This window comes from Photorhabdus caribbeanensis (assembly GCF_018448885.1).
Taxonomy (GTDB): Bacteria; Pseudomonadota; Gammaproteobacteria; order Enterobacterales; family Enterobacteriaceae; genus Photorhabdus; species Photorhabdus caribbeanensis.
On the sequence record NZ_RCWB01000003.1, the window covers coordinates 182,472 to 203,259 of the forward strand.

Consider the following 20,788-nt stretch of genomic DNA (forward strand, 5'->3'; position numbering starts at 1 on the left):
ATTAGATTACAACGACATGTACCGTGGTCACAAGTTATAATAAAGTTATTAAAAATCAATCAAATAGGGAAAGATACCAAAGAAAAGACTCGGCATTAAGATAATTTAAAACAATGATAGCTGGCAGAGTCCCCTTAACATACCGACAATTGTGTGATGTACCTACAAAACTTCGTAGCTCATGAGTTTTACTGCCTATGTTTCTAGTTGTTTCGTATAGAAAACATCTGATAAAATAGTAGCCGATTTATAATTAGCACTGTATTTTTCAGTAAATTAAACCATTCTTCTTTTATGCTTTTAATACGTTAAAATAATTTCATATTGTTGTTTTTAAAAACTATTTTCTCGCTCGATTAACGCTTAAATACCTGTTAAACCGTTATAATCTTGCCTGGTTAATCCGTCAGAGCTTTCTACATCGTTGTATGAATGGTATTAATGACAATATCAATCTAATCTAACGAAATACCATTCTTTTTAAGATCGCCTTCTGGTTTATTGGTGGTATCGTTTTTATCTTGCCAATGCTCTTACTATGATCTCAATATATGGTAGATCATTTATTGTTTAGTAAATATTTGCAATTAACTATAATTTTAACATGTTATCTTTCCACTAGAACCATACCATCGCCATGTGTGCATAAGGACATCTTTAACTGGTGTATCCCATTTTTTGCAGATTGGCCTGACAAGTGATAGTAAAAACTATTAGTATTGAGAAAACAAACACTCTGGTTTAGAAGCTATTTTCAGGGAAATAGAAATGTTACATCTACTGGCATGGCCTGATTTGCTTATTTGCATTTTTGTCGTTTTCTTGGCTTATCTGGTTTTTGGTATGGCAGGGTTTGGTTCTGCACTTATTGCTAGTCCAATTCTGGCATTTTATATTCCTGTAGCGAAAATTGTTCCTATGCTCGCGTTAATAGATTTAACCGCCGCAGTGATTAATGTTACTAGAGAGGGTAAAAAGTCAGAGTTTAGTGAGATTAAGTTAGTTATTCCATTAATGGTTGTCGGTAGCTTGATGGGCGCCGCTATTTTATTGATGACCCGACCTGATGTTTTAGTTCTGGTGTTGGGATTATTTGTTGTTTTCTATTCAATTTATTCGCTATTTTTCAGTAAAACCTACCGTCAATTCCCCGTTAAAGCCGCTATTCCATTTGGTCTGAGTGGCGGTATTTTCAGTGCGCTATTTGGTAGTGGAGGGTTTCTTTATGCAATTTATCTAACCGGGAGGATATCTGATAAGGAAATTTTCAGGATTACTCAGACGACTTTAATTGGTTTCAGTACCCTGACAAGAGTGATTATTTTTGTTGTCATGGGTATCTATCTGGACACTTCATTTTTGTTATTGATACTGGTATTTATTCCAGCCATGTTGTTGGGAATCTATTTCGGCCGCCAGATGACATTGAAAATCTCCAGAGAAACATTCTTGAAGTTTATCAATACTATTGTGCTGGTTTCAGGGTTAATGCTGATATATCGTTATATGTTTACTATTTGAAATAGTAAACAGTCAGGATTAATATATTTAATATAATATTATTAATTTGTTGTTTTCAGTTCATTTCATATTTATGCTCTTTATTTTTGCTGGATAAACATAAATAAAATGAACCGTCGTGATTATAGAAATAGTAATTTTTTTGCCATCTTTACTATTACCACGAGTGTCGCGGTTATTGGCATTGTTATTGGTTTGACGATCCCAATGATAGCGTTACGCTTGAATAGCCAAGGTATTGATGAGTTGTACATTGGTTTAATTTCTGCGGCTCCGGCATTGGGGGTTCTTTTGAGTGCTCCGGTAGTCCAGAAAATTGCAGCTCTGGTAGGTAAAAAACATGCCATGATGATTGCAACTGGGGTTTCTGCTGGCAGTTTGCTCCCACTTTTGGGTTCGTTGCCGATGGAGTTGCTTTTTCCTCTGCGGCTAATGACTGGTGCTGCTAACGGCTTAATGATCTGTTTAGGTGAAACCTGGATTAATGAACTCTCTGAGGAGAGTAAACGAGGCCGGGTATTGGCTGTTTATACGACGGTTTTTACTATCAGTCAGTTGCTTGGCCCTTCTATCATTGCTTTTTATGGTATTGCAGATAAAACGCCGATATTGATTTGTACTCTGATTCATATCTTCTCTCTGATGCTTTTTGTCATGATAGATCAGAAGAAAGGCGATAAATTGCCGCAACACAGTAAGCAATCCAATTTCTCTATTGTTCAATTTGTGAGGGTTGCACCGGCGATCTGTGGTGGTGTGCTGTTTTTTTCCTTTTTCGACGGGACCATTCTTTCTATGTTACCCATCTACGGAATGAGTTGTGGGTATGTCGAAGCGGTAGCCGCACTAATGATAAGTGTTGTTCTTGCTGGCGATGCATTGATGCAGCTCCCATTTGGTTGGCTGGCGGATCATATGAATCGTATGCGTTTGTACCAGATTTGTGGCGTAGTCACACTCGGAGCGAGTGTGTTATTGCCGTTTGTGATGATGTATCAGTATCTTATCTGGCCTCTGTTGATTGTTTTAGGGGCAACTGCGGGGGCTATCTACACCATTGCATTGGTCCAAATTGGTCAGTATTTCTCAGGAAATGATCTGATAGTGGCTAATGCCGCAGCGGCTATGTTGTGGGGGATTGGCAGTTTGTTTGGGCCGCTGCTTGCCGGTATAGCGAGTTCAGTGACGCCATCAGGTTTACCTATTCTACTTGTCATCATTGCAACGATCTTTCTGATTTCAACAATGGATCGGTTTAATCCACAAAGTGATAAAAGTAATAAAAGCGAAGTGTTCAGTCGATAGTTGTACCGGTGTAAAAGCTGGCTGTGAATAGCAGTCAGCACTGAGTAAATTAAGAGCTAGTCACTCGAATCGTGACTGCGCTCCGCCGTAAACGCGGTAAGGCTTCCCACTTCTCACCACTTTTCAGGCCGCCACCGTCGATATGGCGAGCATAAACTGATGTCATGGGGATCTTCACGCAAGGGAGTTGGTTGGATAAGCGCGGTCTGGCAACAGTTTGCGCTTATCCGATCTAAATACCGTCAAAAAGGAAATCGAGTGCCGCCTTTACCTGATTACGGTATTGCGATACATCGCAAAATTCAGCACCCAAAGCATGAGCAATATACTGGCTAGTTCGTGAGTCATGACAGCATATTCTTTGTCGTCTATCAGCCTGATAAGGGGGAGCATTCGAATAGGGCGACTGCTGTCAGGATATTTTTCAACCGGCAGCAGTGGGATCACAATTCTGCGGTTTAACTGCCCGATAATGTCATTCGTGACGTCCAGCAACAGGGGATAAACAACAGTTTTCCCAGTATTACGGTAAACGGTGAATTGCATCGTTAAAATGCCCTGTATTCATCACTGAAACAACCATGTTCGTCATGGAAACGGTTTAATACCTCCAGACTTCCCTATTATCTTCCTGCCATTTCAGCGCCTCGCGATGGCGTAATTCGGCATCCAAGGCGCCGGTCAGTGTGGCGCTCTGTGTGTTGCATTGTCTTGCTGCCAGGATTTATCTCCGGTATTGAGTGGGCGTGTAGCTTACATGTATACATACACGAATTGTAATTCTGAATGTCGGTTTTTTCGGCTTGTTCAGTGTTATCATTCGTTACTTGTAACGGCTCGCATGTCATTTCATGGTGAAACTGTTGGGTCTTCCTTGTCGTCTAAGGTTGAAACATTGCGACTAACTATCGTAGAAAGTTTAATTTTCAGAAGTCATTCTCCTAATGCTCGGCTAAATAATACTGTTAGCTATTGATTTCGACACTATGATCACTGGATAATCTTTCGCCTCAAATTTTTTCGCTGCTTTCTATTCTAAAAGCCAAACGATTGCTTTTATGTTTGTTGAACCGATTGGTGCAATATTCATTAGGCGTTATTAAGTGAAGTAATCGTTTTCGTTTGATTAGGAAGTGAAAGAAGTACCATGAACATAATGCAGGGGAACGACATGTCTGGCACTCAGGCACCAGTTAAATGCAAACTGGATAAGTATTTTAAATTGACTGAACGTGGCACAACGGTACGCCGTGAAATTCTGGCAGGGATCACAACTTTCTTGGCGATGGTTTATTCAGTCATCGTTGTGCCGGGGATGTTAGGGCAGGCCGGGTTTCCCCATACTGCTGTCTTTATTGCGACTTGTTTGGTTGCCGGTTTTGGTTCTTTGTTAATGGGGCTGTGGGTTAACTTGCCAATGGCAATTGGTTGTGCAATTTCGTTGACTGCATTTACCGCCTTTAGTTTGGTTTTAGGGCAGCAAATCACTATTCCGGTTGCACTCGGTGCGGTATTTCTGATGGGGTGCTTATTTACGGTGATTTCTGTTACTGGTATTCGTTCTTGGATTTTACGCAATATACCAATGGGTATTGCGCATGGTGCAGGGATTGGTATTGGGCTGTTTTTGTTACTGATTGCGTCAAACGGTGTTGGTCTGGTCATTAAGAACCCACTGGAAGGTCTGCCTGTTGCTCTGGGTTCGTTCACCTCTTTCCCGGTTGTGATGACTCTGCTTGGGTTGGCTGCTATTTTTGGTTTGGAAAAATTGAAAGTCCCCGGTGGTGTGCTGTTAGTGATTGTGGTGATTTCTGTTATTGGGCTGATTTTTGATCCGGCAGTGAAATATCAAGGGTTCTTTAAGGTTCCGAGTCTGGGAGATGACGGTTTGTCCTTGATTTTTAGTATGGATATTATGGGAGCTTTGCAGCCAATTGTGTTACCCAGTGTGTTGGCGTTGGTAATGACTGCGGTGTTTGATGCGACCGGTACCATCCGTGCGGTAGCAGGGCAAGGGAATCTGTTGGATAAAGGTGGACAGATTATTAACGGCGGTAAAGCGCTAACTGCCGATTCTGTTAGTAGTATTTTTGCCGGTGCTATCGGCGCTTCTCCGGCTGCGGTATATATCGAATCAGCCGCGGGTACCGCAGCAGGCGGTAAAACAGGTTTAACTGCAACAGTTGTCGGTATCCTGTTCCTGTTAATTTTGTTCTTTTCTCCACTTTCCTATCTTGTACCAGCGTATGCCACGGCCCCGGCGTTGATGTATGTTGGTTTGCTAATGCTGAGTAATGTCAGAAAGCTGGATTTCGATGATTTTGTTGGGGCGATGTCCGGTATGCTTTGTGCGGTCTTTATTGTCCTGACCTGCAATATTGTAACCGGTATTATGTTGGGTTTCAGTTCGCTGGTTGTTGGTCGTATCTGTTCCGGTGAATGGCGTCAATTGAATATCGGTACAGTGGTAATTACGATCGCTTTAGTAGCATTTTATGCTGGTGATTGGGCTATTTGATTGATTAAAAAGTGCGTAATGGGTGTTCACCCCTGCGCACTTTGCCATTTCTTGCGATTACTTTTAAATTCTCAATTATTTCCCCCGCTATTTATCTGATTAGTTTACAATATTCCTGCAATTCTTTCGGATACGGCTCCGCGTGTATCTACCTTTTTCGATTGATTCAGTTATTTTAGTTTAAGATTTATTCACACTGTTTTTGTGTTAACGGGAAGAAAAAGAGTTTCAATCTGTATACCAACGGTTCTTAGGTAAATTGTAAGGGCAACATGGAAATATTCTTTACTATTCTGATCTTGATTTTGGTGGTTTCAGTTTCTGGCGTTCTGACTAAAGTGATTCCGTTCCGCATACCTCTGCCATTAATGCAGATTGCAATGGGAGCATTGCTGGCTTGGCCGCACTTTGGCTTACATGTTACTTTTAATCCTGAGCTATTTCTTGTTCTGCTAATTCCTCCTTTGCTATTTGTTGATGGCTGGAAAATGCCAACCAGAGAGTTTTTCCAGTACGGGCGGGAAATTTTCATACTGATGCTGGTATTGGTGCTGGTTACTGTTGTCGGTATTGGTTATCTGATTTACTGGCTGATGCCAGGCATTCCGTTAATTGCTGCTTTTGCCCTTGCTGCTGTGCTATCGCCGACAGATGCGGTGGCTTTATCATCCATTGTTGGAAAAAGGCGCATGCCTAAGCGCATGATGAATGTGATGGAAGGGGAAGCGTTAATGAACGATGCTTCCGGCCTGGTAGCCTTAAAGTTCGCTGTAGCGATAGCAATGGGAACGATGGCGTTTTCTGTTACTGACATGACCATAGAATTCTTCAAGGTTGCTATTGGCGGTTTGTTATCCGGTATTGCAGTAACTTGGTTGTACAGTAAATCCCTGCGTTTAATGAATCGTTGGAGCGGTGGCGATCCAGCAACCCAAATTGTTTTCATGTTGCTGTTGCCGTTTGCTTCTTATTTGATTGCGGAACATATTGGCGTTTCCGGTATTTTGGCTGCGGTTGCCGCAGGTATGACTATCAGTAAATCTGGGGTTATCCGTAATGCGCCATTAGCGATGCGTTTACGCGCTGATAGCGTCTGGTCAATGTTGGCGTTCGTGTTTAATGGCCTGGTGTTTATTATGTTGGGCCTGCAATTGCCGGGGATCTGGCAAACTTCCGTTGTACAGGCAGAACTTGATCCAACTGTTGAAACCTGGATGCTGTTCGCCGCGGTTGCAGTGATTTATGGCGCCCTTCTACTGCTGCGTTTCTGCTGGTTATGGCTGATGAAGAATATCAGCAAAGTTTTTATGAAAAAAAATCCACTGAATTTTGCGACTTATACCACTCGTGAATTATGGCTGGCATCTTTTGCCGGAGTCCGTGGTGCAATCACACTGGCTGGCGCACTGTCTGTACCTCTTTTTCTGACGGATGGTACGCCATTCCCGGCCCGTTATCAGCTTATCTTTATTGCCGCGGGAGTTATCCTGTTCTCGTTGTTAATTGGCGTTCTCTCTTTGCCATTCCTGTTACGGGGAATGCAAACTTGCGATAAAGAGGCCGATATCAGTGAGGTACGAATGGCGCGGGCAGCTATGGCGGAGGTGGCGATTGTCAGTATGAATAAGATGGAAGAGCGTCTTTCTGCTAGTCCCGAAGAGCAATTGGATGCTGAAGTGATTACTGAAGTTGCTTCCAGGGTAATTGGCTATTTGCGTCGCCGTACTGTGGGGCAGGATGAGATGGAACATAACCTGCTAGTGGAAGATTTGGAACGCCGTTTTCGTCTGACCGCATTAAGGGCAGAGCGCGGTGAGTTGTATCATTTGCGTGCAACCAGAAAAATCAGTAATGAGACGCTTCAAACTTTACTGCATGATTTGGATTTACTGGAAGCTCTGCTGGTACAGAAAGAGCACTGATATTTGGTTGTCACGATAATCTTGAGAGTCACTTTATTCAGCCTGATCGGTGAGTATCTCACTTGTCAGGTTGATAGCTGATTTATAGTGTTTCTCGTGTCTGGCTGGCGGTATTCGTTTTTTCACAATAGATACCGGAACCCCCTGGCAATGATGAATAGTGCGTTGGTTCCGGTGGAGTGGTTGATAAAATTTACCATTGGAGAGGGTTTTGTTGCTGTGTTGTTCTGGGATCATCAACGTTTAGTTTTGCAATTCCTTTTACGAATGGCAGATTATCCATCGCGTGCTGACGAGCGGAATGGATAAATGCGTCTGTTTCAGGTTGATACTGCTCGCCTTCACGAACGGCAGCATACAGTCTGCTCCATAAACCTTCTCCCAATGTTTTAGTTACTATTAACCCCTGTCTTTCAAATGTCTCAACAACCCAATGTGGCAGGGCTGCGATTCCCATGCGGGCAGCGACCATTTGTATCAGTAATAGGGTGTTATCCACATTTTTCAACGTAGGGGCAACCCCCGCAGGTTGCAAGAAACGCCGCCAGATATCGAATCGCTGACGCTGAACGGGGTAGATCATCAATGTTTCATCAATTAAATCTGTTGGCTGGATGTGCAATTTATTTGCCAGAGGATGATCCGGAGCGACAACCAGTTTGACCTCATAATCAAATAGCGGTGTGTAGTGTAGATGACTCTCAGGGAGAATATCTGATGTCAGAACGACATCCAGTTCCCGTTGCAGTAGCGCAGGCTGTGGATCAAAAGTAACGCCGGATTTGAAATCCACATTGACTTGCGGCCAGGTTTCTCGGAAATGCTTGAGCGCAGGCGTCAGCCATTGAATACAACTATGGCACTCAATAGCGATGCGCAGATTTGTTTGGCCCGGCTCTTTACATTCGCGGAGTGCATTTTGAACCAGAGGGAGCACTTGTTCCGCTAGCCGTAATAAAATTTCACCCTGTGGAGTGAAGCGAAGCGGTTGACTTTTACGAATGAACAACCGGAAGCCAAGGCGATGTTCAAGATCGCTGAACTGATGAGACAAAGCGGATTGTGTTTGATGCAGATGATTGGCTGCCGCCGCTAATGAACCGTAATGACTCAATGATTGTAATGTTTTTAGATGTTTTATTTCGACCATGAGAAACCTTCAGGATGATAATGAATAAATTGCGCTTGTGGTTTATACCTTACCTGTTGATTATGGATGTGTAAACATCTAGATGGCTAAAAATGACGGGATAATGAAATGACGATTATTAATCACACACTTGGCTTTCCACGTATCGGTTTGAAAAGAGAACTCAAAAAGGCTCAGGAGAACTATTGGGCAGGGAAAATTTCTCAGCAAGAATTATTGGAAACTGGCCGTGAGCTACGTGCCCGTCACTGGGAGCAACAGAAGCAGGCTGGTGTTGATTTAGTGCCGGTTGGTGATTTCGCTTGGTATGATCATGTTCTAACCACCAGTTTACTACTCGGTAATGTGCCACCACGTCACCAGAATTCAGATGGCACGATTGATCTAGATACTCTGTTCCGTATTGCTCGCGGTCGTGCACCGACGGGTGAACCTGCTGCCGCCGCAGAAATGACTAAATGGTTTAATACTAATTACCATTATATCGTGCCAGAATTTCAGCAAGGGCAAGAATTTAAACTGAGTTGGACTCAGTTACTGGAAGAAGTAGATGAAGCGTTGGCTCTGGGTCATCAAGTAAAACCCGTGTTACTGGGGCCGGTAACTTACCTGTGGCTGGGCAAAGTGAAAGGTCAGGCATTTGATCGTCTCTCTTTATTGAAAGATATTCTTCCTGTTTATCAGCAAGTATTAGCTGAGTTAGCCAGACGTGGCATCGAGTGGGTTCAGATTGATGAACCTGCGTTGGTACTGGAACTACCAGCCGAGTGGTTGGCAGCTTATCCGGTTGCTTATCAGGCGCTTCAAGGGCAGGTTAAATTATTGCTGACTACCTATTTCGATAGTGTTGGTAACAATCTAGAAACGATCAAATCCTTGCCGGTACAAGGGCTACATGTGGATCTGGTTGCTGGTCAGGATGATGTCGCGCAACTGAATGAGTCATTGCCAAAAGAGTGGGTGCTTTCCCTTGGTGTGATTAATGGTCGTAATGTATGGCGTGCTGATTTAACGACTAAATATCAGTTGATTAAACCATTGGTAGGTAGCCGTACATTGTGGATCGGTTCTTCCTGTTCCCTTCTGCATAGTCCTATTGATCTGAATGATGAGACTGCGCTTGATGCAGAGGTGAAAAGCTGGTTTGCATTCGCATTGCAGAAGTGTGAAGAGTTAGCCCTGCTGTCTGCGGCATTGAATCAGCCAGAAGGTGGTAAACAAGCGGAATTGGATGCCTACAGTACGCCAATCCGTGCCCGTCGTGAATCTAAACGGGTGAATAATCAGGCTGTGACTGAGCGCCTTGCGGCAATTAAGCCACAAGACAGTGAGCGTAATCAACCATACCCACAGCGTGCGGAAATACAGCGTCAGCGCTATAACTTGCCATTGTGGCCGACAACAACCATTGGATCATTCCCGCAAACGACGGAAATTCGCGGCTTGCGTTTGGATTTCAAAAAAGGTCGGGTAGATGGCGCCAGCTATCGTACCAATATCTGTGAGCATATTAAGCAGGCAATTAACGAACAAGAACGTTTAGGATTGGATGTCTTGGTTCATGGCGAAGCTGAACGTAACGACATGGTGGAGTACTTCGGTGAACACCTCGACGGTTTTGTCTTTACGCAGAATGGTTGGGTTCAGAGCTATGGCTCCCGCTGTGTTAAGCCACCAGTGATTATTGGTGACGTCAGCCGTCCTGAAGCTATCACGGTAGAATGGGCTAAATATGCTCAATCGTTGACGGAAAAACCTGTCAAAGGGATGTTAACCGGGCCGGTGACAATTCTTTGTTGGTCATTCCCAAGGGAAGATGTCAGCCGTGAGACGATTGCTAAGCAGATTGCATTGGCACTGCGTGATGAAGTGGACGATTTGCAAAAAGCCGGTATTGGTATCATCCAGATTGATGAGCCAGCATTGCGTGAAGGTTTACCACTACGCCGGGAAGAGTGGCAGTCCTATCTTGATTGGGCGGTAGAAGCATTTAAATTGAATGCGGCAATTGCTAAAGATGACACACAGATTCACACTCATATGTGTTATTGCGAGTTCAATGACATCATGCCTTCCATTGCAGCATTAGATGCGGACGTGATTACCATTGAAACTTCTCGTTCAGATATGGAGCTGTTGGATTCATTCGAAAACTTCTCTTATCCGAATGAAATCGGGCCGGGTGTTTATGATATTCATTCGCCTAACGTACCGAGTGTTGAATGGATTGAAGCACTGCTACGTAAAGCGGCTGATCGTATTCCGGTCGAACGCTTGTGGGTTAACCCGGATTGTGGCCTGAAAACCCGTGGTTGGACTGAAACTCGCCAGTCACTGGCAAATATGGTACAAGCCGCTAAACGTCTGCGTGAATCAGTGAAATAACTCATCCAACAATTTGCCTGTCACCTTTAATTGGTGATGGGCATTTTTCAAAAAATAACCTTTCTTTTTGTAGCAACGCATAGTGGTGCGGCTTAGCCGGGGTCGTTTCTATTACCAAACTTTTAGTAACTTATATATGCCATATTGGTATTTGAAAAAGTACATTTTATTAACAAAATAACTCGGGTAGTAACAAGATGGAAGCATTTTAATAGAAATTTAATAATTAAAGAGAGGATTATATGGATGTTAATAAGTTGAAAGGTAAGAAAAGTAGCTCTCGAAGAAATTTTTTAAAAAGTAGTGCCGCTATTACAGCAACTGCTGCACTTGCTCCGATTGCTTTAGCTCGTGCGGAAGAAAAGTTATTATCCCCACTACATGGAATAGGCGTATGTACGCTTGCGCCAGAGCAGATATCAGGACCGTATTTCCGAAATGACAAAATTGTGAGAAGGGATATTACCGATTCAGAAGTAGGAATACCTTTTTTATTGAAGATTACTGTCATGGATAAGAAAACATGTAAACCGGTTGAAAATTTATTTGTTGATATCTGGCATTGTAATAGTCGGGGAAAATATTCTGGTTGGAGTTATATTAACCCAGATATAGTACCTAACGTTGATGGAATAGCTTCGGTCAATAGAACTGATGAACAAAATTTTCTGAGAGGAGCTCAGCCATCGGATAATAATGGTGTAGTTAATTTTACGACTATTTACCCTGGGTTTTATGCTGGCAGAGCGACTCATATTCATATTGCAATCAGAAAATTGAGCACAAGTGTGGATGACAAAGAGCACTTTGCTTTTGTTGGTCAAATGTATTTTCCAGAAGAAATCAATACAGAGGTTTATAAATATGATATGTATTCAAAACGGAAGATAGTCAGAACCAAAAATTATGAGGATGTATATTTTAAAAATATGAATGGTCATCTTTCAGAAATAAAAGTAACAAAAATAGACGAATCTGATATTAACCGTGGGATACTGGGTGAAATAGTTCTATCGATAGACTTGGAAAATATATCTAAATATATCACTAAAAGTGAGCTCTATTCTCATACCGTATAATTTGCTTTTTTGAATAAATCGGGTTTTGGTGTAATAGCAGTTAAGATTATGAAGCAATTGGTTTAAATATCATTTTGATTAACTCTTTAAAGAGAGTATTATTATTCCTAATAATCACATAATGATACTATACAGGCACAGAGAGGATTATCTTTACTGTTTGATTGATATTATCAGTAGAGCATATTTTCTGTGCCTGTCATTTTCCCAGAGAAAAACTTTTAGTCCCTCAAGCAAAATGTCAAATTAATGAGTTGTGCCTCCATTAGTAGCGATATCTTCACTGTTTTTTAATGCTTCATCGATAGCAATTTCCAGTGCTGTTATAACTGTTTCTAGAGCCATACTTGGCGTTCCTGAATACCGAGTTGCTTGCTCAGGCAGATAAGGAATATGGATAAATCCACCGCGTATTTCAGGATGGGTGCATGCCAAATGATGCAATAAGCCATACATGACGTGATTACAGACAAAAGTGCCTGCGGTTTGTGAAATGGAGGCGGGGATTCCTGCATCACGCAAACCCTTGACTATCGCATTGATCGGCAATGTGGCGAAGTAGGCGGCGGGGCCTGCTGCGACTATGGGGGTATTGATAGGCTGATTGCCTTGATTATCAGGAATGCTAGCATCATCGATATTAATTGCCACGCGTTCCACGGTAATATTTGGTCTACCGCCTGCCTGCCCCACGGCAATGACCAGATCAGGCTGTACATCATCAATAGCGGCATACAGACAAGCTAGGGAGACGTCGAACACACATGGAAGCTGACGCGCTTCAATACGGACCCCGCATAATTCTCGCCCTTGCAATTGTTTAGCTGCTTCCCATGATGGATTAATCGTTTCTTGGTCGAAAGGCTCGAAACCTGTAATTAAAACTGTTTTCTGTGTTGTCATAGATAGTGCCCTTTGTATTGTGGAAAGAGTCTAATATATCTAAGCAATATGCATTCTATAAAAAGATGACTGTGATATTTATATTTGGCAATTGTTTTATTTTTGTTGAAAGTATAATTGCAATATGTTGGTAAATAAGCAAGAAAAGTTGTTTGTTAGTTATAGAAGTAAAAGACAGTTAATCTTTTAATATATTCATAATAAGAAAAAGTCATTTTAAGAACAATCCAGCTTATTGAGCTATTGATTTATAAATGTTAAGGGAATATTTTAATAACGGTGGTGATTTATATTTGGCTAAGTGGAGGGTTTATAGTAAATATTTTGTTTTATGACCGGGTTATGAAACGGTAATTTGGTCTTTTTGACCAGATGGATATTAACCTTTATCAACTTTCAGGGGGGAAAAGATTTCTATGAGATAATCTGTGATATATTTTTCTCGGTATGTTTGAAATATAAATATAATTAAACAATGGATTGTTTTTTCCATAATACAAGCTTAATTCCAGATTAGTTTATGGACGGAAGAAAATACCCTGTTTTTTTACCCGTTTTATGGCTATTTTGTGATTTATGTCTCAAAATAATGTACGTTTTTCTTTTTTATATTACTTTGAAGTGACATTTATCACTAAAAGATGTCTAAATGCTCAATATAGTAAATCTCAACTAATTTCATTATAAATTCTTCTTGCTGAGGAGTCTGATATGTCTGATGTATTTCACTTAGGTCTGACCAAAAGCGACCTGCAAGGCGCAACTTTAGCTATTGTCCCGGGTGATCCGAAACGTGTGGAAAAAATCGCAAGATTGATGGATAACCCAATTCATCTTGCTTCTTTACGTGAATTTACGTCATGGCGGGCAGAAATTGAGGGTAAAGCTGTCATTGTGTGCTCTACGGGGATCGGTGGCCCATCAACCTCTATTGCTGTTGAAGAATTAGCGCAATTGGGGGTGCGTACTTTTTTGCGTATCGGCACAACAGGTGCAATTCAAGAAAATATCAATGTTGGTGATGTGTTGGTGACTACCGCTGCTGTTCGTTTGGATGGCGCCAGCCTCCATTTTGCTCCGATGGAATTTCCGGCGGTTGCCGATTTTGAATGTACGACTGCTTTGTACCAAGCAGCAAAAGATTTAGGTGCAACGGTACATGTAGGGGTAACAGCCTCTTCCGATACTTTTTATCCCGGTCAGGAGCGTTACGATACCTATTCTGGCCGTGTTGTGAGCCGTTTCAAGGGTTCAATGGCTGAATGGCAGGCGATGGGGGTCATGAATTATGAAATGGAATCGGCGACTTTATTAACAATGTGTGCAAGCCAAGGACTGCGAGCGGGTATGGTTGCCGGTGTTATTGTTAACCGTACTCAGCAGGAGATTCCTAATGTTGAATTACTTGAGAAAACAGAAAGTAATGCATTGGGGATTGTAGTAGAAGCGGCTCGCCGTTTGTTATAAATCATACTTTTTGGGCCGGAGTATTCCGGCTCACTCTTATTTTAAAGAGAAATCTGTTAATGTCTTAACACCTAACAATTGATTAAGAGTCATCATGATCACAACTTCTTTATTGCATCCATCAGTGCTTCCTCTCAATGGAGGGATTAATTTTCGTGATTTAGGCGGTAAAAAAGTCGCGAGTGGTGGAAAAATCAAATCAGGTTTACTTTTCCGTTCTGGTTCCCTAGATCGCTTAACAGAAAAAGATCAGTCTTTCTTGGCAAATAAAAATCTCTTTCAAATCATAGATTATCGTGATATCAGTGAAATAGCGGATAAGCCCGATTTGGTATGGAATGGCGCTAATTATCATCATGCTCCGGCCAATCCATTATCTGATGAAGTGAATGCGAATTTGGAAAAATTGGCGTCAGAGATGTTAGAACAATTTGATCCGCAGGCATTTATGTTTCGTCTTTATGAATTACTGCCTCTGAAAAATTCAGCTTATAAGACATTAGTTAAATTACTGCAACAACCGGAAAAAGGTGGGATAGTCCAGCATTGCGCGGTCGGTAAAGACAGAACCGGTGTAGGTTCTGCTCTGGTATTATTTGCTTTGGGGGCTGATTTGGATACGGTAATGGACGATTATTTAGTAACTCACTCTACTCTGGCTCCTTACCGTGAATATTTGTTAAATGAGCATGCGAAAACCATGAGTGATGATGTGGTTGATAAATTCGCTTATGTTTATTCAGTGAGAGAAGAGTTTTTAATGACGGCATTAAACAGTATTAATCAATATTATGGCAGTGTAGATATATGGCTGGAGAAAGATCTTGGCCTTGATTTTACTGCTCGTAAGAAATTACAAGGTTATTTCCTTGAATAAAAAGTTGGTTTAATTCTGGTTAATGCAGCGGTGGTTAAATTGAATGTGGTATTACCCGTTATCTTTCAAGTTGCCTCTTTGTTGGCTGTACTCGCTCACCCCAGTCACATAGTTCGCTATGCTCCCGGGGATTCTTTCCCTTGCTGTCGCGATGCATCTTGAAATCCATAGGGTATGTTAATCAATATAGGAATATGAATTTGAGTCTTCATGAAATAGTTGATCTGGTAATCGCTTTTGTTAAAGCTCATGATACCTGGATCATGCCGATTGTTTTTTTGCTCGCTTTTGGTGAATCTCTGGCTTTTTTCTCCTTGTTATTACCTGCAACAATCATATTGCTTGGATTGGGGGCATTAATAGGTGAAAGCGGCCTTAATTTCTGGCCAATTTGGTTGGCAGCCGCAGTAGGGGCTTTTTTGGGCGATTGGGTATCTTATATTGTAGGCGCCCATTTTAAAGGTGATGTTGGTAAAATTTGGCCTATTTCCCGTAAACCGCAATTACTGACGCGAGTACACCATTTCTTTGAACGTTGGGGGATTTGGAGCATTTTCTTTGGTCGATTCTTTGGGCCATTCCGGGCAATTGTGCCGTTAGTCGCGGGTATTTGTGCCATGCCATTGCGTTATTTCCAGATAGCGAATATCTGTTCCGCACTTATCTGGTCTTTTGGTGTATTAGCGCCAGGCGCGTTTGGTTTGCAATGGTTAGTGAAATGGGTGAGTTAATTGGGAGCGGCTTCGCAGACTGAACTATCTGTATAAATCATTCTGGACATCTATACAGTGGCAATTTAGTTTATCTGGTCTAAGCATTAGATAGAGGAAGTACCGGTGGGTATCCAGTTGTTATATACGTTGATAGGTACACTTGGCGGCCTGTTGGGCGGTGGTATTCTCGTTTGGTTCTCCGTTCATCAACGTATTCAACAGCAAGAGTTGGAATTACGGAAATTGGACAGCCAGCTTGCCGTTGCCAATGAGAAACTTGAACAATCCGCTTATTGGCGGGTTGAATGCGAACAATTGAACCAGGAATTGCGGGCTCAGAGAGAAATCAATAGCGTGCAAGAATCTGAACTGCGGGAAGTGACGACTCGTCTGGAAGAGAGTCGCCTCGCGGCTGAAGAGAAACAGCGGTTGCTGATCAACAGTGAACTGCGTTTGAATACTCAATTTGAGAATTTGGCTAATCGTATTTTTGAGCAAACGGGTCGTCGTACTGATGAACAAAATCAGCAGAGTCTCAATACGCTTTTAGCGCCATTTCGCGAACAGCTTGATGGCCTTTATCGGCAGGTACAGGAGAGTTTTGGTCAGGAAGCCCGTGAACGTCATACACTTGCACATGAAATCCGTAACTTACAGCAACTGAATGCCCAGATGGCGCAGGAAGCTATCAATCTGACAAATGCCCTTAAAGGTAATAATAAAATTCAGGGAGATTGGGGAGAAGTTGTGTTATCCCGTATTCTGGAAGCTTCTGGTTTACGAGAAGGGCATGAGTTTTGTACTCAGGTAAGTATCAAGGTAGAGGGAAACCGCCGTTTCCAACCCGATGTTATTGTTCATTTACCGCAAGGGAAGGATGTGGTCATTGATGCCAAAATGTCGCTGGTCGCTTATGAGCGTTATTTTAACAGTGGCGAGCGGCGTCAGCAGGAATTAGCCCTTCAAGAACATATCGATTCAATTAAAGGCCATATTCGTGGTTTGAGCCGCAAAGATTACCAACAGTTGCCTGGGCTGAAATCGTTGGACTATGTATTGATGTTTATTCCGGTTGAAGCCGCTTATCTGGTTGCGCTGAACAAGGCGCCTGAGCTGCTTGATGAAGCACTTAAACACAATATTATGCTGGTTAGTCCATCAACATTGTTAGTTGCTGTACGTACTATTAATAACTTGTGGCGCTATGAGTATCAAAGCCAGAATGCGCGTTTAATCGCCGATAAGGCCGCCCGTATGTACGATAAAATGCGCTTGTTTGTCGAGGATATGCAAGGTTTAGGGCAAAGCTTGGATAAGGCTCAACTTAATTACCGACAGGCAATGAAAAAATTGACTGAGGGACGCGGCAACCTGATAAGTCAGGCAGAGAGTTTTCGTAATTTAGGTGTTGAGGTGAAACGTCCGATTGATCCCGAACTGGTTGATAAGGCCAGCCAACCATTCTGTGCTAATGATTAATACCAGGATAGGGTTTTATCTGAAAGGCTGATACACTTTTATAACGCTTTGAATAAAAAATGGGCAAATAACATGGTAGACCAAACGAAACAAACCACACATTTTGGTTTCCGTACTGTAGCAAAGGATGAAAAAGCAGGCATGGTGGCTGATGTGTTTCATTCTGTTGCGACAAAATACGATTTAATGAATGATTTAATGTCGTTTGGCATCCATCGTATTTGGAAGCGTGTGGCTATTGATGCCAGTGGTGTGCGCCGAGGTCATAGGATACTTGATTTAGCTGGTGGTACCGGAGATCTGACCGCCAAATTTTCTCGTATAGTTGGTGAGAAAGGTGAAGTTGTTCTTGCTGATATCAATGAATCTATGCTGAAGGTTGGGCGTGAGAAATTACGTGATGCTGGTATTGTTGGTAATGTCAGCTATGTGCAAGCCAATGCGGAAGCGTTGCCTTTCCCTGATAACTATTTTAATTGCATCACTATCTCTTTTGGTCTGCGCAATGTTACCGAAAAAGAAAAAGCCCTGCGTTCTATGTTTCGGGTGTTGAAGCCGGGTGGACGTTTATTGGTACTTGAGTTTTCTAAACCTTTGTTCACACCGTTAAGCAAAGCGTATGATGCTTATTCTTTCCATGTACTACCAAAAATTGGTCAGGTTTTTGTGCAGGATGCTGATAGTTATCGTTATCTGGCGGAATCCATCCGTATGCATCCTGATCAGGAAACGCTTAAGACGATGATGGAAGAGGCTGGTTTTGAGCAGGTGACTTATACCAATATGACTGGCGGCATTGTTGCACTACACAGAGGTTTTAAATTCTGAGATGGAAAGACCATCACTGAGTACAGCTATTAATTCCACACTTACGCCGGTTTTAACCGCAGTGATGGAAACATCATTGAATTACCTGTTGTACCGTGAACCGGTGTTAAGGCCAGCCCGTATGCGGCTGGTAGACAAAGTTTTGTCGATCGAATTAAAAGAAATGAATACACCACTTACATTGGTGTTTAGTGAGAAACAGGTGGATGTATTAAGCCAATGGGGCGAATCTGCCGATTGTACGGTTAAAACTCACTTTTCTGCTTTGCTTAAGCTACGGGATCGCCAACAAATTTCCAAGTTGCTTAATAGCGGTGAAATGGTTATTGAAGGGGATATGCAGGTTGTTCAGCAATGGTCTGCTTTGTTAGATATGGTTGAATGGGATTTGGCCCATTATCTTTCTCCTTATTTCGGGGATATCGCTGCCGAAAGTATTAATCAAGTCCTTAAAAAAGGATTTCAGTTTGTTTCCAGTTCAATGGCATGCCAGAAAAATTATCTGGCGGAAGCGTTAACAGAAGAATGGAAACTGGCCCCAAATCAGCTTGAAGTGGCTTATTTCAGTGAAGAAGTTAGCATGTTGGCCAAAGATATCGAGAAAATAGAGCAACGATTGGCAGTGTTAGAGGGAAAATATGACTCCAGGTGAATTAAGGCGCCTTTATTTGATCATTCGGGTTTTTCTTTCTTACGGATTGGATGAACTCATTCCTCGGATTCGCTTAACCTGGCCTCTTCGTTTTGGTCGTTATTTATTGTTCTGGATACCGAATAGACATAAAGATAAATCACTTGGAGAGAGACTGCGACTTGCCTTACAGGAATTAGGGCCTGTTTGGATTAAATTTGGACAAATGCTTTCAACGCGGCGTGATCTGTTTCCTCCCGCGATAGCGGATCAATTGGCATTGTTGCAAGACCGAGTTGCCTCTTTTGATGGTGCTTTGGCGCGTCAATATATTGAAACTGCTTTAGGAGGGCCACTAGAAACTTGGTTTGATGATTTTGAACCTATTGCTCTGGCCTCTGCTTCAATTGCTCAGGTCCATACTGCTCGGTTAAAAGAGAATGGACAGGAAATTGTTATCAAAGTCATTCGTCCTGATATTCTGCCGATTATCAAAGCGGATATCCGATTAATGTACCGTCTGGCTAATTGGGTACCGATGTTGTTGCCCGATGGACGCCGTTTACGTCCTCGTGAAGTTGTGCGGGAATACGAGAAGACGTTAATTGATGAACTGAATTTGTTGCGTGAAGCGGCGAATGCAATTCAACTCCGCCGTAATTTCGAAAATAGTTCAACGCTTTATGTACCGGAAATTTATTCTGATTATTGTCGTGAAAATGTTCTGGTGATGGAGCGGGTTTATGGTATTCCTGTTTCTGATATTGAAGCATTAGAAGCGCAGAATACCAATATGAAATTGCTGGCTGAACGGGGAGTGCAGGTCTTTTTTACACAGGTTTTTCGCGATAGCTTCTTCCATGCGGATATGCATCCGGGAAATATTTTTGTCAGCTATGAACATCCTGAAGATCCGTTTTATATTGGTATTGATTACGGTATTGTTGGTTCTCTTAATAAAGATGATAAACGTTATTTGGCTGAGAATTTTATTGCTTTCTTTAATCGTGATTACCGGAAAGTTGCTGAACTTCATGTGGATTCAGGTTGGGTTCCTAGTGATACCAATGTTGAAGATTTTGAATTTGCAATCCGTACGGTTTGTGAGCCAATATTTGAGAAGCCGCTTGCTGAAATTTCATTTGGTCATGTACTTCTGAATCTATTTAATACTGCACGTCGTTTTAATATGGCAGTGCAGCCTCAGTTAGTGCTTCTACAGAAGACGCTTTTGTATGTAGAAGGACTAGGACGGCAACTCTATCCACAGCTTGATTTGTGGAAAACAGCAAAACCATTCCTGGAGGAGTGGTTACATAGCCAGGTTGGATTGCCTGCTGTTATCCGAGCATTGAAAGAAAGGGCGCCTTATTGGGCAGAAAAGTTGCCAGAACTACCTGAATTAGTGTATGACAGTCTTCAGCAGCATAAACATTTGCAGGTGACTATTGAGAAGTTATCAGGTCATTTGAAAGGGCAGCAGATAAAACAGCGACAGTCTCAGTATTTGCTTGGTGTTGGTGCGACACTGTTTTTTTGTGGCAGTCTGTTTTTATTGTCTGGTTTAGCAAATATTCCTTGGTTGTTTATAGGCGCAGGTACCGTTTCATGGTTGTTTGGCTGGTGTCGTCTGAGTAAAGTTGAGTAAAATTTGTCTTAGGACAGATTTTTTTTGAAGGCCGGTTATAGTTCGTCGTATGTATAATGAGCTATTAAAATAATCCCTGTTGAATAGAGGTAAATCAGAATGGGCGGTATAAGCATTTGGCAGTTACTCATTATTGCAGTCATTGTGGTGCTGTTGTTCGGCACGAATAAACTCCGTACTTTGGGTTCTGATCTTGGGGCATCTATTAAAGGTTTTAAAAAAGCGATAGGGGATGATAATCAACCTCAACAGGCTCAAAAAACCAGTAATGATGCCGATTTTGAGACTAAAAACATTACTGAAAAACAATCCGTAGCTCAGTCTGCAACATCTGAGAGCAAAAACAAAGAGCAGGTATAAAC

At 42.1% G+C, this 20,788-nt stretch carries 16 protein-coding genes and 2 pseudogenes; 14 read left to right on the top strand and 4 right to left on the bottom strand.

All coding sequences use genetic code 11. From position 1 onward, the window contains the following. The first annotated feature begins 768 nt into the window (after positions 1–768). Together EAE90_RS04050 and EAE90_RS04055 are read left to right on the top strand one after the other, a co-directional pair. Positions 769–1,521 carry a sulfite exporter TauE/SafE family protein gene (locus tag EAE90_RS04050; RefSeq protein WP_214052377.1) on the top strand — a complete coding sequence of 251 codons (753 nt, stop codon included), beginning with the start codon at positions 769–771 and terminating at the stop codon, positions 1,519–1,521. Positions 1,522–1,629: 108 nt separating this feature from the next. After that, positions 1,630–2,826, top strand: coding sequence for an MFS transporter (locus EAE90_RS04055; RefSeq protein ID WP_214052378.1), 1,197 nt, complete (start codon positions 1,630–1,632; stop codon positions 2,824–2,826). Between the two features lie 232 nt (positions 2,827–3,058). On the opposite strand, the pseudogene EAE90_RS04060 reads toward EAE90_RS04055, so the two are convergent. Both EAE90_RS04060 and EAE90_RS04065 read right to left on the bottom strand, forming a co-directional pair. Then, positions 3,059–3,372, bottom strand: a pseudogene (locus EAE90_RS04060) (CcdB family protein). A gap of 2 nt (positions 3,373–3,374) precedes the next feature. Continuing rightward, positions 3,375–3,550 (bottom strand): annotated as a pseudogene (locus EAE90_RS04065) (type II toxin-antitoxin system CcdA family antitoxin). 447 nt (positions 3,551–3,997) lie between these two features. On the opposite strand from EAE90_RS04065, the gene EAE90_RS04070 reads away from it, so the two are divergent. Together EAE90_RS04070 and EAE90_RS04075 are read left to right on the top strand one after the other, a co-directional pair. Further along, the gene (locus tag EAE90_RS04070; protein WP_214052379.1) at positions 3,998–5,344 is read left to right on the top strand and encodes an NCS2 family permease; all 1,347 of its coding nucleotides are present in this window, start codon (positions 3,998–4,000) and stop codon (positions 5,342–5,344) included. A gap of 272 nt (positions 5,345–5,616) precedes the next feature. Then, on the top strand, positions 5,617–7,266 hold the full coding sequence (locus EAE90_RS04075) for a Na+/H+ antiporter (RefSeq protein WP_214052380.1): 1,650 nt from the start codon (positions 5,617–5,619) through the stop codon (positions 7,264–7,266). Positions 7,267–7,459: 193 nt separating this feature from the next. Here the strand turns inward: EAE90_RS04075 and metR are convergent, their stop codons facing one another. Next, the gene (gene metR, locus EAE90_RS04080; protein ID WP_214052381.1) at positions 7,460–8,416 is read right to left on the bottom strand and encodes an HTH-type transcriptional regulator MetR; all 957 of its coding nucleotides are present in this window, start codon (positions 8,414–8,416) and stop codon (positions 7,460–7,462) included. Between the two features lie 108 nt (positions 8,417–8,524). Between metR and metE the strand changes: the two genes are divergently transcribed. Together metE and EAE90_RS04090 are read left to right on the top strand one after the other, a co-directional pair. Further along, the gene (metE, locus tag EAE90_RS04085) at positions 8,525–10,801 is read left to right on the top strand and encodes a 5-methyltetrahydropteroyltriglutamate--homocysteine S-methyltransferase (protein WP_214052382.1); all 2,277 of its coding nucleotides are present in this window, start codon (positions 8,525–8,527) and stop codon (positions 10,799–10,801) included. A 242-nt stretch (positions 10,802–11,043) separates the two neighbouring features. Beyond that, positions 11,044–11,880, top strand: a complete 837-nt coding sequence (locus EAE90_RS04090) for an intradiol ring-cleavage dioxygenase (protein ID WP_214052383.1) — start codon at positions 11,044–11,046, stop codon at positions 11,878–11,880. Positions 11,881–12,126: 246 nt separating this feature from the next. Here EAE90_RS04090 and pcp read toward each other — a convergent pair whose 3' ends face one another. Further along, complete coding sequence (pcp, locus tag EAE90_RS04095; protein ID WP_214052384.1) at positions 12,127–12,783, bottom strand: pyroglutamyl-peptidase I; 657 nt, start codon at positions 12,781–12,783, stop codon at positions 12,127–12,129. Between the two features lie 711 nt (positions 12,784–13,494). Between pcp and udp the strand changes: the two genes are divergently transcribed. The 8 genes from udp (at position 13,495) to tatA (ending at position 20,786) form a co-directional block, all read left to right on the top strand. Further along, positions 13,495–14,250: a uridine phosphorylase gene (udp, locus tag EAE90_RS04100; protein ID WP_214052385.1), complete on the top strand. Its 756-nt coding sequence runs from the start codon at positions 13,495–13,497 to the stop codon at positions 14,248–14,250. Positions 14,251–14,344: 94 nt separating this feature from the next. Further along, positions 14,345–15,127: a tyrosine-protein phosphatase gene (locus EAE90_RS04105; protein ID WP_214052386.1), complete on the top strand. Its 783-nt coding sequence runs from the start codon at positions 14,345–14,347 to the stop codon at positions 15,125–15,127. Positions 15,128–15,321: 194 nt separating this feature from the next. Continuing rightward, positions 15,322–15,858: a DedA family protein gene (locus EAE90_RS04110; protein WP_422615977.1), complete on the top strand. Its 537-nt coding sequence runs from the start codon at positions 15,322–15,324 to the stop codon at positions 15,856–15,858. A gap of 165 nt (positions 15,859–16,023) precedes the next feature. Continuing rightward, positions 16,024–17,319: a DNA recombination protein RmuC gene (gene rmuC, locus EAE90_RS04115; protein ID WP_422615978.1), complete on the top strand. Its 1,296-nt coding sequence runs from the start codon at positions 16,024–16,026 to the stop codon at positions 17,317–17,319. 72 nt (positions 17,320–17,391) lie between these two features. Further along, complete coding sequence (gene ubiE / locus EAE90_RS04120) at positions 17,392–18,147, top strand: bifunctional demethylmenaquinone methyltransferase/2-methoxy-6-polyprenyl-1,4-benzoquinol methylase UbiE (RefSeq protein WP_214052389.1); 756 nt, start codon at positions 17,392–17,394, stop codon at positions 18,145–18,147. Between the two features lies 1 nt (position 18,148). After that, positions 18,149–18,799: a ubiquinone biosynthesis protein UbiJ gene (gene ubiJ / locus EAE90_RS04125; protein WP_214052390.1), complete on the top strand. Its 651-nt coding sequence runs from the start codon at positions 18,149–18,151 to the stop codon at positions 18,797–18,799. After that, complete coding sequence (ubiB, locus tag EAE90_RS04130; protein WP_214052391.1) at positions 18,786–20,426, top strand: ubiquinone biosynthesis regulatory protein kinase UbiB; 1,641 nt, start codon at positions 18,786–18,788, stop codon at positions 20,424–20,426. The genes ubiJ and ubiB overlap by 14 nt, the downstream gene beginning before the upstream one ends. A gap of 99 nt (positions 20,427–20,525) precedes the next feature. After that, complete coding sequence (gene tatA, locus EAE90_RS04135; RefSeq protein WP_105399367.1) at positions 20,526–20,786, top strand: Sec-independent protein translocase subunit TatA; 261 nt, start codon at positions 20,526–20,528, stop codon at positions 20,784–20,786. The last annotated feature ends 2 nt before the right edge of the window (positions 20,787–20,788 follow it).

Bases quoted from the DNA above. Each gene is read 5' to 3' on its own strand.
- EAE90_RS04055 (WP_214052378.1), top strand. From the start codon at position 1,630: ATGAACCGTCGTGATTATAGAAATAGTAATTTTTTTGCCATCTTTACT.
- EAE90_RS04110 (WP_422615977.1), top strand. From the start codon at position 15,322: ATGAATTTGAGTCTTCATGAAATAGTTGATCTGGTAATCGCTTTTGTT.
- tatA (WP_105399367.1), top strand. From the start codon at position 20,526: ATGGGCGGTATAAGCATTTGGCAGTTACTCATTATTGCAGTCATTGTG.
- metE (WP_214052382.1), top strand. From the start codon at position 8,525: ATGACGATTATTAATCACACACTTGGCTTTCCACGTATCGGTTTGAAA.
- EAE90_RS04075 (WP_214052380.1), top strand. From the start codon at position 5,617: ATGGAAATATTCTTTACTATTCTGATCTTGATTTTGGTGGTTTCAGTT.
- ubiB (WP_214052391.1), top strand. From the start codon at position 18,786: ATGACTCCAGGTGAATTAAGGCGCCTTTATTTGATCATTCGGGTTTTT.
- udp (WP_214052385.1), top strand. From the start codon at position 13,495: ATGTCTGATGTATTTCACTTAGGTCTGACCAAAAGCGACCTGCAAGGC.
- ubiE (WP_214052389.1), top strand. From the start codon at position 17,392: ATGGTAGACCAAACGAAACAAACCACACATTTTGGTTTCCGTACTGTA.
- EAE90_RS04105 (WP_214052386.1), top strand. From the start codon at position 14,345: ATGATCACAACTTCTTTATTGCATCCATCAGTGCTTCCTCTCAATGGA.
- pcp (WP_214052384.1), bottom strand. From the start codon at position 12,783: ATGACAACACAGAAAACAGTTTTAATTACAGGTTTCGAGCCTTTCGAC.
- EAE90_RS04050 (WP_214052377.1), top strand. From the start codon at position 769: ATGTTACATCTACTGGCATGGCCTGATTTGCTTATTTGCATTTTTGTC.
- metR (WP_214052381.1), bottom strand. From the start codon at position 8,416: ATGGTCGAAATAAAACATCTAAAAACATTACAATCATTGAGTCATTAC.
- ubiJ (WP_214052390.1), top strand. From the start codon at position 18,149: ATGGAAAGACCATCACTGAGTACAGCTATTAATTCCACACTTACGCCG.
- EAE90_RS04090 (WP_214052383.1), top strand. From the start codon at position 11,044: ATGGATGTTAATAAGTTGAAAGGTAAGAAAAGTAGCTCTCGAAGAAAT.
- EAE90_RS04070 (WP_214052379.1), top strand. From the start codon at position 3,998: ATGTCTGGCACTCAGGCACCAGTTAAATGCAAACTGGATAAGTATTTT.